Origin of the sequence: Streptomyces cellostaticus, assembly GCF_001513965.1 — a bacterium.
GTDB lineage: Bacteria > Actinomycetota > Actinomycetes > Streptomycetales > Streptomycetaceae > Streptomyces > Streptomyces cellostaticus.
In genome coordinates this window covers 141,700-155,603 of the sequence record NZ_KQ948020.1, presented here as the reverse complement: position 1 = coordinate 155,603, position 13,904 = coordinate 141,700, and the positions used below count along the sequence as shown (strand labels likewise).

The window sequence follows — 13,904 nt, the reverse complement described above, 5'->3', positions numbered from 1 at the left end:
CAGGAGGTGACGACCATGTCCACGACTTACGTCAAGGCGGCCGAGTCCGTCGAGCACGCGGCACGCCTCGAGCACGTCTCCAAGTCCTTCGCAGGACCGGGCGGACAACAGCTGGTCCTGGACGACATCAGCCTCGATGTCGCCCCGGGCGAGTTCGTCACCCTCCTGGGGGCATCGGGCTGCGGCAAGTCGACCCTGCTGAACCTGGTGGCGGGGCTCGACAAGCCCTCCGCCGGCAGCATCACGACCCACGGGCGTCCGGCTCTGATGTTCCAGGAGCACGCCCTGTTCCCGTGGCTGACCGCGGGCAAGAACATCGAACTCGCCCTGAAGCTCAGGGGGGTTCCGAAGAGCGACCGGCGCGGACGGGCCGAGCAGCTGCTCGAACTCGTCCGGCTCAAGGGCTCGTACGGCAAGCGGGTGCACGAGCTGTCCGGCGGTATGCGCCAGCGCGTGGCCATGGCCCGGGCGCTCGCCCAGGACAGCCAGCTGCTGCTGATGGACGAGCCGTTCGCGGCGCTGGACGCGATCACTCGCGACCTGCTGCACGACGAACTGACCCGGATCTGGGAGGAGACGGGCCTGTCGGTCCTCTTCGTCACGCACAACGTGCGCGAGGCGGTGCGGCTCGCGCAGCGGGTGGTCCTGCTGTCCTCCCGCCCCGGCCGGGTGGCCCGCGAGTGGCAGGTGGACATTCCGCAGCCGCGGCGCATCGAGGACGCGCCGGTCGCCGAACTGTCCCTGGAGATCACCGAAGTCCTGCGTGGGGAGATCCGCCGTCATGGCCAGCACTGAGACGACGAAGACGAGCGCCCTGCGGGACGTGATGAGCGTCGAGGCGGGCCTGGACGCCCTGGAGGCCGGTGTCACCGGCGGCCGAACGCCGTTCCGGCAGACCTTCGGCAACAAGATCCTGCCGCCGATCGTCGCCACCTTGGTGGTGCTGGCCGTGTGGCAGGCGCTGATCTCCTTCAAGATCGTCGACGATCCGACCAGGCTGCCGTCCCCCGCCGACGTGGGCAGCGAGTTCAAGAGGGCCTGGCTCGAAGGCACGCTGCTCGACTACATCTGGACCAGCGTCTCGCGCGGTCTGCTGGGCTTCCTGTTCGCGCTGGCCATCGGCACCCCGCTGGGCCTGGTGGTGGCCCGGGTGAAGTTCGTGCGCGCCGCCATCGGCCCGGTCCTGTCCGGTCTCCAGTCGCTGCCGTCGGTGGCGTGGGTGCCGCCGGCGGTCATCTGGCTGGGCCTGAACAACTCGATGATGTACGCGGTGATCCTGCTCGGCGCGGTGCCGTCCATCGCCAACGGCCTGGTCTCCGGCATCGACCAGGTGCCGCCGCTGTTCCTGCGGGCGGGCCGCACGATGGGCGCGACCGGTCTGAAGGGCGCCTGGCACATCGTCCTGCCGGCCGCGCTGCCGGGCTATCTGGCGGGTCTGAAGCAGGGCTGGGCCTTCTCCTGGCGCTCGCTGATGGCCGCGGAGATCATCGCCTCCTCTCCGGACCTGGGCATCGGCCTGGGCGCACTGCTGGAGAACGGCCGCAACGCCAGCTCCATGTCCATGGTGTTCGAGGCCATCTTCCTGATTCTGTTCGTCGGCATCGCCATCGACCTGCTCATCTTCAGCCCGCTGGAGCGGTGGGTGCTGCGCAGCCGCGGCCTGCTGGTGAAGAGCTGACGCCCCATGCACAGCAAGCCGGTTCTCCTGATCATCGCCCACGGCAGCCGCGATCCGCGGCACGCGGCGACCGTGCACGCCCTCGTGGAGCGGGTGCGGTCGCTGCGGCCGGGCCTGCGCGTGGAGACCGGCTTCCTGGACTTCAACATCCCGTCCGTGCACGGGGTGCTGGAGTCGCTGGCGGCGCAGGGCGTACGGGACGTGGTGGCCCTGCCGCTGCTGCTGACCCGTGCCTTCCACGCCAAGGCCGACATCCCGGCCGTCCTGCGGGATGCGCCGCCACGGCTGCGGATCCGGCAGGCGGACGTGCTCGGCCCGTCCCCGCTGCTGCTGTCGGCGCTGGAGCGGCGGCTGTACGAGGCGGGGCTGACGCCCGCCGACAAGTCCTCGACCGGGGTCGTGCTGGCCTCGGCGGGGTCCTCCGACCCGGAGGCGATCGCAGTGATCGCCGACATCGCGCGGGAGTGGTGGCACACCGGTTGGTGCGCCGTGCGGCCTGCGTTCGCCTCCGCATCTCTGCCCCGCACCGAGGACGCCGTACGGGAGTTGCGTGCCCGCGGCTGTGAGCGGGTCGCCGTGGCACCGTACGTGCTGGCCCCCGGCTTCCTGCCGGACCGCATCGCGCGCGGCGCGGCCGAGGCGGACGTCCTGGCGGACGTCCTGGGCGCGGCGCCGGAGGTGGCACGGACACTGCTGGAGCGCTACGACGCGTCCCGCCTGCCGGTACCGGCGGTGCTCGGCGCCTAGGGTGCCTGTGCTGACGAGACACCGTTGCCCGGAGCCGGCCTGATCCGTCGGACAGGCCCCGGGTCACCCGTCCGGTCGCGGTGCGCCTGGGGAACCCGGCCCAGCGCGGTCCGTCCCGACCTGCTCGGTTTCCCCGAAACCCCTTCCTGGCCCCGCCCGGATCTGCTGGGATGGTTCCTCGAAGCACTATCGGGGGAGCAGTTCGCGTGGCCGGTCAGGAGTTCGGGCATCACCTGGGGCTGCCCAGGGCCCTGTCGGGTCTGCCGCTGAGCCCCCTCGTGCCCGGTTACGGCGTCCTCGCCGCCGCTCAGCACGCGGCCGGGCTGCGCCATCTCGGCGAGATCGTGGGCCCCTCCCCCGCGGGGTTACGCGTCCTGGACGGGCTGTACGTACCGGCGGGCCCGCGCGGCCGGCGCCGGGTGGACGGCCTGTTCCTGGACGGTCTCGCCCAGGGTGCGGGCCCGGCGGCCGCGCTCGCCGCCCGGCTGGCCGCGCTGCACCGCAGTGATCCGCAGGCCCTGCGCCGTATCGTCCTCTACCAGCTCATCGGCCTGTTGCAGGACCGTCCGGCGGCCCAACGCGCCCGTTTCGCCGCCGAGTTGGGGGTGCATGCCGACGAGGTCGCGGGCCTGGTGGCGGCCGCCCGGCTGCGGCCCGCCCTGGACCGGCGCGGGCGCGACGCCGCCGAGTCCCTGGCCGAGGCGTGGGAGCGGCGGCGGCTGCACCGGCTGCGTGGGCTGCTCGACCGGCTGCCGGCCGACGGCGGGGACCCGGCGCTGACCGCGCTGCGTACCGAACTGGCCGAGCGGCTGGGCGTGGTCGAGGATGCGCTGCGGTCCGCGCGGCGCGCCGAGGAGCGCGGGGACCGGGAGGCGGCGAGCAGCGCGTATCTGACGGCCCTCGGGGAGGCCGCCGACGACCGGCGCGCCCTGGGCGGGCTGGTCCGCGTCCACCGGCCCGGCTCCGGCCACCGCCCCCTGCTGGCGGCGGAACTGCGCCCGGACCACGTGGAGTTGACCTGGCAGGACCCGGACGGCCCGCCGTCCGACTGGCGGCTGCTGCGGCTGTACCGCACGGACCGCGGCCGGCCTGCCGTACGGAGCGTGTCCGGCGCGGACCCCACGCCGGCCGGGACCGTCCGGGACAAGGAGGCCGCGCTCGGCTCCACCGTCCGCTACGCGGCCCTCCCCCTGCGGGACGGGCGGGTGGCGGGGCCGCCGCTGGTGTCACGGCGGCTGCTCGTCGCCCCGGAGGTGGGGCGTCCGGCACTGACCGACGGGCCCGGCCGTATCGACGGCACCTGGCAGCGGCCGGCGGGCGCCGACGAGGTGACGGTCGAGCGCACCGGTGACACCGGGCAAGTCGGCACGCGCGCCGACGGATTCACGGTCACCGGCCTTCCGGCCGGGACGCACACCTTCCGCATCGTCTGCCACTACCGGGCGCCCGACGGCAGCCGCGTCGGCTCCCCGGGCGTCAGCGTGACCGGTACGGTCCACCCCTGGCCGGAGCCCGTGGGCACCCTGACCGCCCGGCCCGAGGGCGGCGCCGTACGGTTCGCCTGGACCGGCGGGCGAGGCGCCGAGGTCCGGCTGGTGGTCTGGCCCGGCCGGGCACCCGCGCCGGGCACCGAGCTGCGCACCGAGGATCTGCCGCCCCGGCTGGACTGGCCCCGGCAGGCGGGCGCCCTGTGCCCTCCGCCCGGCACCTGCGCCGAGGTCACCGCGGTCGCCGTGCTCGGTGCGCGGGCGCTGGCCGGTCCGGGTGTCGCCGTGGAGGCCGTGCACGCCGTGCCGGGGCTTGGCGCCCACCGGCTCCCGGACGGGCAGGCGCAGGTCACCCTGGACTGGCCCGAGGGCGCAGGGCACCTCGTGGTCAGCTGGGACGCCCCGGGCGGCGAGGTGGCCGCCGGGGAGCGGACGCTCACCGCGCACGCCTACCGGCGCAGCGGACTGCGGCTGCCCGTCGGCCCGGGTGCCGTGCGGATCCGGGCGGCGACCGTGCCCCGGGTGCCCGGCGCCGTCGTCGTGGTGCCCGACGCGGCCGAGACGCTGCTGCCGCCGGACGCCGCCGTCAGCTACCACCTGGTGCGCGCGTCGTCCCGGCGGTTCCTGGGCCGGGGCCGCACCCTGCTCCGGGTCACCCTGTCCGCGTCCGGCGCGCTCGGGGACGTACCGGAGTTCGTGTGCGTCGCGCGCAGCGGCACGCTCCGACCGCGCAGCGCCGCCGACGGCACGACCGTGCTGCGGGTCCCCGGTCCCGACCTGGCCCGGCACGGGACCGTCGAACGGGAGCTGCCGGCCTCCCCCTGCCCGACCCCCTACACCCTGCGCGGCTTCCTGCTCGGGGAGCACGCGGCCTTGGTACGACTGGAAGAACCCTCCCTCGCCAGCCTGGTGGTGCGCTGAGCCATGACGACCGTGATCTGCCCCTACTGCTTCGACCGCGCGTCGGCGGCCAAGCTGCCGTACCGCTGTCAGATGACCCCGAGCGGAGTGCGCGGCAGCGCGCCCTGCGGGCCCGAACGCGACGACGCCTGGGCCGGGTTCATGGGTCCCAGTGTGCCCCCGGCGGCCCGGATGCGCGGGCCGCTGTTCACCCCTGCCCGCAAGGTCGCCGGGCTCGGCGGCGGGGGCAGCAGCGTGCCCTGCCCGAAGTGCGGGGTGCCCACACCGATACGGGTGTGCCGGTCCTGCCACAGCGATCTGCCCAGCGACTACTGCGACCAGGACAGCCGGATCATCGCCCTGGTCGGCGCGAAGGCATCCGGCAAGAGCACCTATGTGTCCGTGCTGGTCAACGAGTTGAACCACCGGGTGGGACAGGCCTACCACGCCTCGCTCGCGGCGATGGGGCAGAGCACCCAGCAACGGGACAAGGAGATGGCCGAGGACCTGTACGAGCGGCTGCGGCTGCCGGACGCCACCCGGCCGGCCGCCCTCGGCTTCAACGACCCGCTGCTGTACCGGCTCAGCCTGCCCCGCAAGGGGCTGCTGGGCGGCTCGGGGACCCGGCACACCACGCTGGTCTTCTTCGACGCGGCCGGTGAGGACCTCGCGGGCGCCGAGGCGATGAACCGCTACACCCGCTACCTCAGTGCCGCCGACGGGATCATCCTGCTCGTGGATCCGCTCCAACTCGGTTCCGTGCGCGACCGGTTGCCGGTGCACGAGGGGCCGCCGCTGCCCGTGGTGGAGACCTCGCCGCAGCAGATCGCCGCCGACCTGGCGGCCCAGCTGCGGGCCCACGGCAAGGGGAAGGCGCGGGGACGCGTGTCCACGCCGATCGCGGTGGCCGTCACCAAGACGGACATGCTCAGACCGCTCCTCGACCCGCACTCCCCGCTGCTGCGCAACGCCCCGCACAGCGCCGGCAGCTACGACACCGAGGACCGGCTCGCCGTGCACGAGGAACTCCGGTCCCTGCTGACGGACTGGGACTCCGGCGCGCTGCTGCGCCAACTGGAGCTGGATTTCGCCGAGTTGTCGCTGTTCGGGCTCTCCGCGCTGGGGGCGCCGCCGCCCGCGGACGCCCCGGCGGACGCACCGAAGTCGGGTCCGCAGCCGGTACGGGTGGAGGATCCGCTGCTGTGGCTGCTGTCCCGGCGCGGGCTGCTGCCCGTCCGCGCCGCCGGGAAGGGACGTGACCGGTGAGCCTCGCCCAGCTGCACTACACCTCGGCTCCGCCCGGACCGGACGGATCCGGGTTCCGGTTCACCGCGGTCAGCCCCGGCGTGCCGCCCACGCTGCTGCGGGAGGCCGAGCAGCTCATCGGGTACGAGCCCCCGCGCGACCTCGCGGCCCGCCCGGACGCCGAACAGCTCAAGAGCTTCCCGAAGGCCTTCAGCTTCAGCGAACTCTCCGACGGCGGCATGCTGCTCAGCCGCTCGGTGTACACCGGCGCCGACTACAGCGGCCGGTGGGGCAACTTCCACGCCCACGCCTTCCATCTGCCACCGGGCATGCGGCTGCCGGACGGGGCGCTGCCCATCACGGCCTGGGAGTCGCCGCGCTGGGCCGATGCCACGCCCCCGGGCGGGCGGCCCGAGCCCGTCGACCGGTTCGAGCCGTGCGGTCTGCTGCGCAGGGACGGGCTCGTGGCCTTCGCGCGCTCCCGCGCGGACCGGCTGACCGCGTTCTTCGCGGACCTGCGGGCCCTGGTCGAGGGCACGGACACTCGGCAGATCGTGCTCGTGGAGCAGGACAGCGCCGATGTCGCCCAGTGGATCGCGCTCGCCTGCACCGTGCTGGCGCGCGAGCAGGCGCACCGGCTGACCTTCACCACGTACACCCGCCGTCCGCAGCAGGCCCGCCAGCAGATCGTCGGGGCACTGCCGTCCTCCGAGCCGGCCGGGCACGACCACCGGTTCCGGGTGCACGACTGCACCGCCCGCGCGGACAGCGGGCCCGTCCAGGACGCCTGGGCCGACGTGTGCGCGCGGGTCTGGAGCGCCGGGCGGCCCGAGTTGTTCCGCGACGGCTCCGGCGAGCTCGGCCCGCTCGCGGTGGCCGCGCTGGTCGACGGCGTCGCGCTGCGGGGCGACGGGCGGGCGGCGGCGGCCCGCTGGGCCGTGGATCACGCCTTCACGCTGGCCGAGGAGAGGCTGACCGCGCTGGTCGCCGCGCTGACGGGCGGGGCCACGGACGCGTACGCCGATGCGGGCACGCGTAAGGCCCGCTACAGCCCCACCGGTACGCCCCTGGACGACGAACCGGCCGCGCTCACAGCCCTGCTGGCCCGGCTGGACGGACGGGTGCCCACTGCGGTCTCGGCGCCCCTCGCCGCCCGCGTGCTGGCCTCGGCGGTACTCGACCGGGGCCCGATTCCCGCGCTGGGCGCCGGTTCCCTGACCCCCGCGCTCCGCGCCGGACTGGCCCGGGACCTCGCCCCGGCCCTGCGGCAGGGCGTCGCCGACCCGGGCGAGCCGGCCGCCGGCCGCCCCCTGTCCCTGCTGCGCGTCGCCGACCTGCTCGACGTGGACTGCACGGACGTACTCCCGGAGTTCGCCGGCCGCATCGCCCGGGACCTGGTGAGCGGGCGGGCGACGAGCCCGGCCGGGACGGACGGCACCCCGCAGGCAGGCCGGGACGCAGGGGCCGTAGCGCCCGAACCGGGCGGGCCGAGCGGCGCCGCGCACCCCGGCCAGGGCGCGGCCTCCCCCGCGAGAGACGGCGGCACACACGCCGGTCACGGTCCGGCCTCCGCCGCCGACGGCCACCCGGGCGACGGGAACTGTCCGCCCGCCCTCCTCGACGTCATTCACGGTCACCCCGCCGTGCGCACCGCCCTGTTCGGGGCGCTGGACGCGCTCGCGGCCGCCAACCCGCCCGGGGTCGCCGGGCGGCTGACGGGGTCCGGGCTGCCGGTCTCGCTCGACCCCGGCTTCCCGCATCTGCGGATGTGCGTCCAGGCCGACGCGGCCGGGCCGCTCCGGGGTGACCGGCTCCGGCGGTTCCACGAGGCGCTGCGCACCGCGGGGGTCTCGCCGCACGCCGAGCCCGCCGTCCTGCACACCGCCTTCCACCTGGTGTGGCCGGACGGCCTGCCCACCGGGGAGGAGGCGAGCCTGCTGCTCAACGAGCTGGGCTCGGACGCACACCGGCTGGCCGGCACCCGGGACCTGCTGGTCGAGGCCGCGCTCGCCGCCCCGGCCGACGACCCCGCCGTACCTGCCCTCGCCACCGACCTGCTGCGCTGCTTCACCGGGGAACTGCGGCCCGCGCACCAGGTGCCGCTGCTCCTGCTGGAGTACGCGGGACTGCTGGACACCGGCCAGGACGTCGAGGGGTGGGTGAAGTCCGTACTGGACCTGCGGGACGGCGCGGTCGAGCCGGTCCCCGATGCGGTGACACGGCGGGCGTACGACGCCCTCGCGCGGCGGCTGTTGCCGGCCGCTCCCGCCCCCGAGAGCGAGCTGTACGCGCTGGCCCGCTCGGGCGATCCGGCGCTGCTCGCCGCGTACGAGCGGCTGGCGCGCTCGGACCGGGTCGGCGACCGGCTGCGCACCGTACCGTCGTACGTCGCCGCCTGCTTCTGCGACTGGAGTGCGTACCCGCAGTCACACACGCTGTGGGACGAGACGCGCACGGCGCTGCTGACCAAGGTGCTGCGCCCCGTCGTGCGGGCGCTGCCCGCCGAGGACCAGAGCGAGGTCGAGGAGGAGCTGCGCCGCACCGGCCGGGGCCGCCTGGACGCCTATCGCGCGTGGAACCGCCCCGGGGCGCTGGGCAGGCTCGCGGGCCGCCTGACGGGGCGCGGGCGGCGCGAGGACCGGCAGGCGACCTGGTACGGCGATGTGGAACCGCCGGCCGAGGAAGGCCGCCGATGAACGGGGGCAAGGACGAGAGCGTCGAACTGCTGGTGGTCCTGGCCCTGTTCGGCTGGGCCGCGGTGGTCGCCGCCGCGGTGTGCGGGTGCCGCACGCTGTGGGAGTTCCTCGGGCGCGGCATACAGGCCGTGTGGCGGGGGCTCGGGCCGTGGCAGACGGGCCGCGGCGATCCGCGCCTGACCGGGGTCGGCGGCGGGGAGCCCGCGCACCTCGCCTACTGGTGGCGGCAGTCGTGGGCGGACGCCCTGTCCGCCGGGCGCGCCGGGCTGCGGACCGTCTGGTCCGCGTTCACCGGCCCGTGGCTCAACGGGACCGTCAAGAACCTGTTCCGCGGGCGCCGGCCCGCAGGCCGCCCCGGGTCGATGCCGCTGACCCGGTTCCTGCTGGCCGTGCTCATCGCGCCCGGAACCGCCGCGGGCGCGCTCGTCGGCGCCGTGCTGGCCACACTGCTCCTCGGCTGGGGACTGGTGCTGTTCGCGCTGCTGCTGGCCGTGGTGTGGCTGGGCTGGGCCGCCGCCGTGCCGGTGCTGCGCGGGCTGGAGCGCGGCTGGGCGCTGGTGCGGGGTATCCGCGCCCGATGCCCCCACCCCGGCTGTTACGCGCCCGTCCCGCTGGCTCTGCACCGCTGCCCCAAGTGCCAGGCGCACCATGCCGAGTTGCGGCCCGGGCGGTACGGCGTGCTGGGACATGTGTGCCGGTGCGGGCACCGGCTGCCGGCCACCCGGCTCGCGGGCCGCGGGAAGCTCACCGCGCTGTGCCCGCGCTGCGAACAGTTCCTGCCGCGGGCGGGCGGCACCATGCGGGTGGTGCACATGCCGCTGGTCGGCGGCACCTCGTCGGGCAAGACGATGCTGATGGCCGCCATGGTGGAGGGGCTGCACGCCTGGGCCCGGCAGGGCGAGCTGCGGGTCGAGTACGCCACCGTCGACGACCAGCGCACCCAGACCGGGCTCACCCAGGAGCTGAACCGCACCGGCTGGGCGCACGCCACCACCGGCGGCCCGCCGCGCGCCCTGATGCTGACCGTGACCCGGGGCCGCAGGCGCCGGCTGCTGTACCTGTACGACCCGATGGGCGAGTCGGTGAGCGACGCCGAGCGGGTGCGCGCCCAGCAGTACCTGGCGCACACGGACGGAGTGGTCCTGGTCGCCGACGTGCTGGCCGACCCCAAGGTGCGCGGGCTGCTGAGCCCCGCCGACAGCGACCGGGCGAACCGGGCGCGCCCCTCGTCCCAGGGGCCGTGGGAGACGTACCAGCGGCTCACCGGCGAGCTCGCGGCGCTCACCGGCCGGCGCTCCCGGATGTCCGTGGCGACCGTGGTGACCAAGCGGGACGTGCTGGACCAGCTCGGCTCGCTGCCAGTGCCCGGCGCACACATCGGCGAGTGGCTCACCGGCATCGGTCTCGACCGGCTGGTGCGCGCCCTCGGCCACGACTTCGGGGCGGCCCGCTACTGGGCGGTCAGCGCCCATGCGGCCACCGGAACCGGGCCGCTGGAGAGCGAGCAGCGCCGGGCCGCCGAGCCGGTGCTGTGGCTGCTCGCCGCCTCCGGCCTGCGCACCGGCCCGCTCACCGGATCCGGCGGCAGCGCGGCCGGCCGGCTGGTCCGGCCCCGGCGGCGCCCGGACGAGACCCGGGAAGGGAGGTACAGCAAGGCATGAGCCAGGTCACCCCCGCGGTCTCCCGTGCCCGGCGGGCCCTCGCGGGCCTGTTCGTCACCGCCCTGGTCCTGGCGGTGGCCGCACTCGGCTACGGCGCACGGCTGCTGCTGCCCTGACGTCCCTCAACCACCCATCAACGGAAAGGAATCACGGCGTGAGCGACATTCCCGGCGGGCCCATGGCCAACCGGCCGGTCCACTTCATCTGGCTGCTCGACTGCTCGTACTCGATGCAGGGCGAGAAGATCGCGAAGCTCAACTACGCGATCAGAGAGGCCATTCCGGAGATGCGGTCGGTGGCCCACGACAACCCCGCGGCCCAACTGCTGCTGCGTACCGTCACCTTCTCCAGCACCGCCCAGTGGCACCACCAGACCCCGGTTCCGGTCGACGACTTCACCTGGCAGGACGTGCAGGTCGACGGCATGACCAACCTCGGCGAGGCGCTGCATCTGGTGGCGCGGGAGCTGCAGACCCCGCCGATGCCGCAGCGGGCGCTGAAGCCGGTGCTCGCGCTGGTGTCGGACGGCGTGCCCACCGACGACTGGAAGGCCGGCCTGAAGGCGATCGACGCCACCCCCTGGGGCCGCAAGGCCGTGCGGGTCGCCATCGCGATCGGCACGGACGCGGACCGCGGGGTGCTCCAGGAGTTCCTCGGCAACCCGGAACTGCAACCCCTGGACGCCAACAGTCCCAAGCAGCTGGCCGCCGCCATCCGGTGGGCGTCCACCGCGGCCGTGAAGGCCGCCTCCCAGCCGGTCGCGGGCGGCGACACCGCCGGCCCGGGCGTGACCATGGCGAAGCAGCCGTACGCGCCGCCGGTGCTGGACGACGACGATGACGACGACGTGTGGTGACGCTCGGGGTGCGACGATGGGAGACGCTGGCCGACAGCGTCCAGGGCGTCAACAAGCGGCGCAACCAGGACTGGTACGAGTGCCGGGGCACCGGATCCGGTGAGGACCCGCTGGTCCTCGCCGTGGCCGACGGGCACGGCTCGGCGGTGCACGCGCGCAGCGAGCTGGGCGCGCGGTTCGCCGTGGACCGGTTCGTCTCCCTGGCCGCCCACTTCGGCCGGGCGGCACACGACTGCCATGAGCCGGGGCGGCTCGCGCGGCTGATGACGTACGCGCGGGACGACTTCCCGCGTGCCCTGGTCCACGAGTGGCAGCAGGCGGCCCTCGGCCATTGGGACCGGAACCGTCCGGTCGTCGAAGAGGCCGCCCGGGAGCCGGCGCCCGAGGACAAGCTCGTGCTGTACGGCACGACGCTGATCGGCGCCGTGCTCACCCCGTGGCTCTTCGTGGCCTGGCAGCTCGGCGACGGGGACCTCGCGGTGGTCGAGCACGACGGCACGCTGAGCCGGCCGCTCGCGCCCGCCGAGGAGGACCTGGGCGACGAGACGGAGTCGCTGTGCGGGCGTGCGGCCTGGCGGTCGGTGCGGATGCACTGGGCGCCGGTGTTCGAGGAGGCGCGCACCCCGCGCCTGGTGGTGCTCTCCACGGACGGGCTGTCGAAGAGCTTCGCGTCGGCGGACGGGTACCGCGAGTTCGTCGCGGGGCTGGCCGGGCGGCTGGCCGAGGAGGGCGGCCCGGGCGTGCGGAAGGTGCTGCCCGAGTGGCTGGCGCAGGCCTCGCGCTACTCGGGCGACGACACGACGCTGGCGGCGGCGCTGCGCTCGGCACCGGAGGTTCCGGAGCCGGTCGAGGTGACGGTGGACGAAGAGTCCTCGGCGGTGGCGGGCGATGCCGCCGGGGCGGAAGAACGGAAGACGGAGACGTAGATGAGCGGCATGCTCGATGGCGGGACGCGCCTCGCGGCGGAGAACGGCGCCGAGGTCGAGATCGTCGACTTCCTCGGCGCGGGCGGCCAGGGCGAGGTGTACCGGGTCCGCACTCCGGACGGGGAGCGGGCGCTGAAGTGGTACTACCCGACCTGTGCGACCGGCGAACAGGAGGGGATCGTACGGGAGTTGGTCGCGCGGGACTTCGCCGACGACCGTTTCCTGTGGCCGGAGGCGTATGTGCCCGCGCACCGCGGCTCGTTCGGCTATCTGATGGGGTTGCGCCCGGACCGCTACAAGGGGCTTCCGGCGCTGTTCCGAAGGCAGTTGCGCACCAGCCCGCGCGCCCTGCTGACGGCCTGCCTGTACACGGTGGAGGCCTATCAGGCGCTGCACTCGCGGGGCATCGCCTACCGGGACATCTCCTGGGGCAACATCTTCTTCGACCCGGCCACCGGTGACGTGCTGGTGTGCGACAACGACAACGCGGTGGTGGAGGGGGACGCCAGCGGCATCTCGGGGACCATGGAGTTCATGGCGCCCGAGCTGGTGCGTGCCGAGCCGGGCGCGCGCCCCGGCACCCAGTCCGATCTGCACTCGCTCGCCGTGCTGCTGTTCATGTTCCTGATGAACCATCACCCGCTCAAGGGCAAGCGGGAGTTGGGCATTCACTGCCTGGACGAGGCGGCCGAGCGCAAGCTGTACGGCAGGAGCCCGCTGTTCGTGTTCGACCCGGCGGACGACTCCAACGCGCCGGACCCGATGGAGCACGCGACCGTGCTGGCGACCTGGTCCGCGGCGGCCGGGACGCTGCAGGAGCTGTTCCGGCGCTCCTTCACGGTCGGGCTGCACGATCCGGCGGCCCGGGTCCGCGAGTCGGAGTGGCGCAACGCGCTGCGGGCGGTGCTGGACTCGGTGGTCGAGTGCGCGTCCTGCGGGCGGCAGAACATGACCGATCCGGGCGAGATGCCGCCGCCGCGGCACTGCTGGGGCTGTGGGGTGGTCCTGGTGCTGCCGCCGCGGCTGACGGTGACCACGCCCCCGCCGCGCACCGAGCACCACATCCGGCTGCGCCGGGGGGCCCGGGTGCAGGCCCACCATCTGCTGCCGGAGCCGACGCGGCACGACTGCTCGGACGCCGCGCTGGTGGCGGAACTCGTCGAACACCCTGCCAAGCCGGGCCGGTTCGGCTTCGCCAACCGGTCGCAGCAGACCTGGACGGGCACCCGGTCCGACGGCACCGTGCAGAAGGTTGCGCCCGGTCAGACGGTGCCGCTCAGGTCCGGCCTGGAACTGGACCTCGGCGACGGGGTACGGGCGGTGGTACGGGCCAAGTGAGGCGCGGTGGGGGCCCCGTGGCGGCGGGGCCCCTCCTGCTGCCTACAGGCCAAGGACATGCATGAGTTGCTGGACGAAGGTGAGGCTGCTGGTGCCGGCCGCGGCGCCGATGCTGATGGTCTCCAGCGACGAGCGGATCCGGCCCCGGTTGGGCGGACCGCCGTCCGCCTCGGACTCCGCCAGCGCGCCGCGGATGATCTCGCCGTGGCGGACGAGCACCGGGTACTCGGCGCGCAGCGCCTCGAGAAGCCCCTCCGAGAGTTGGATGACGCCTTCGAGGTTCAGTCCGTGGGTGATGTCGATGCGGCCGTGATCGCCCATATTGGCGGGGCCGTTGATGTTCCCGTGGAAGTTGTAGGTACTCACTGTC

General features: G+C 74.6%; 11 protein-coding genes. 10 read left to right on the top strand and 1 reads right to left on the bottom strand.

Features of this window, described 5'->3' with window-relative positions; translation table 11 throughout:
- Nucleotides 1–15: 15 nt before the first annotated feature.
- The 10 genes from AQI88_RS14040 to AQI88_RS13995 all read left to right on the top strand — a co-directional run bounded on the left by AQI88_RS14040 (nucleotide 16) and on the right by AQI88_RS13995 (nucleotide 13,534).
- On the top strand, nucleotides 16–795 hold the full coding sequence (locus AQI88_RS14040; protein WP_066997576.1) for an ABC transporter ATP-binding protein: 780 nt from the start codon (nucleotides 16–18) through the stop codon (nucleotides 793–795).
- On the top strand, nucleotides 782–1,678 hold the full coding sequence (locus AQI88_RS14035) for an ABC transporter permease (protein WP_066997573.1): 897 nt from the start codon (nucleotides 782–784) through the stop codon (nucleotides 1,676–1,678). The genes AQI88_RS14040 and AQI88_RS14035 overlap by 14 nt, the downstream gene beginning before the upstream one ends.
- Nucleotides 1,679–1,684: 6 nt before the next feature.
- Nucleotides 1,685–2,425: a sirohydrochlorin chelatase gene (locus AQI88_RS14030; protein ID WP_066997570.1), complete on the top strand. Its 741-nt coding sequence runs from the start codon at nucleotides 1,685–1,687 to the stop codon at nucleotides 2,423–2,425.
- Between the two features lie 206 nt (nucleotides 2,426–2,631).
- A complete protein-coding gene (locus AQI88_RS14025) occupies nucleotides 2,632–4,833 on the top strand; it encodes a hypothetical protein (protein ID WP_066997567.1) in 2,202 nt (733 codons plus the stop codon).
- A 3-nt stretch (nucleotides 4,834–4,836) separates the two neighbouring features.
- The gene (locus AQI88_RS14020; protein ID WP_066997565.1) at nucleotides 4,837–6,078 is read left to right on the top strand and encodes a TRAFAC clade GTPase domain-containing protein; all 1,242 of its coding nucleotides are present in this window, start codon (nucleotides 4,837–4,839) and stop codon (nucleotides 6,076–6,078) included.
- Complete coding sequence (locus tag AQI88_RS14015; RefSeq protein WP_066997562.1) at nucleotides 6,075–8,753, top strand: GTPase-associated protein 1-related protein; 2,679 nt, start codon at nucleotides 6,075–6,077, stop codon at nucleotides 8,751–8,753. The genes AQI88_RS14020 and AQI88_RS14015 overlap by 4 nt, the downstream gene beginning before the upstream one ends.
- Nucleotides 8,750–10,414 (top strand): TRAFAC clade GTPase domain-containing protein, encoded by a 1,665-nt coding sequence (locus AQI88_RS14010; RefSeq protein WP_107118553.1) that lies wholly within the window; start codon nucleotides 8,750–8,752, stop codon nucleotides 10,412–10,414. The genes AQI88_RS14015 and AQI88_RS14010 overlap by 4 nt, the downstream gene beginning before the upstream one ends.
- 178 nt (nucleotides 10,415–10,592) lie before the next feature.
- Nucleotides 10,593–11,270, top strand: coding sequence for a vWA domain-containing protein (locus AQI88_RS14005; RefSeq protein ID WP_066997560.1), 678 nt, complete (start codon nucleotides 10,593–10,595; stop codon nucleotides 11,268–11,270).
- Nucleotides 11,264–12,196: a protein phosphatase 2C domain-containing protein gene (locus AQI88_RS14000; RefSeq protein WP_079057559.1), complete on the top strand. Its 933-nt coding sequence runs from the start codon at nucleotides 11,264–11,266 to the stop codon at nucleotides 12,194–12,196. Before AQI88_RS14005 ends, AQI88_RS14000 begins: the two co-directional genes overlap by 7 nt.
- Nucleotides 12,197–13,534 (top strand): protein kinase domain-containing protein, encoded by a 1,338-nt coding sequence (locus AQI88_RS13995; protein ID WP_066997557.1) that lies wholly within the window; start codon nucleotides 12,197–12,199, stop codon nucleotides 13,532–13,534. It begins immediately after the preceding gene.
- A 42-nt stretch (nucleotides 13,535–13,576) separates the two neighbouring features.
- Here AQI88_RS13995 and AQI88_RS13990 read toward each other — a convergent pair whose 3' ends face one another.
- Nucleotides 13,577–13,900, bottom strand: coding sequence for a hypothetical protein (locus tag AQI88_RS13990; RefSeq protein WP_066997554.1), 324 nt, complete (start codon nucleotides 13,898–13,900; stop codon nucleotides 13,577–13,579).
- Nucleotides 13,901–13,904: the final 4 nt, after the last annotated feature.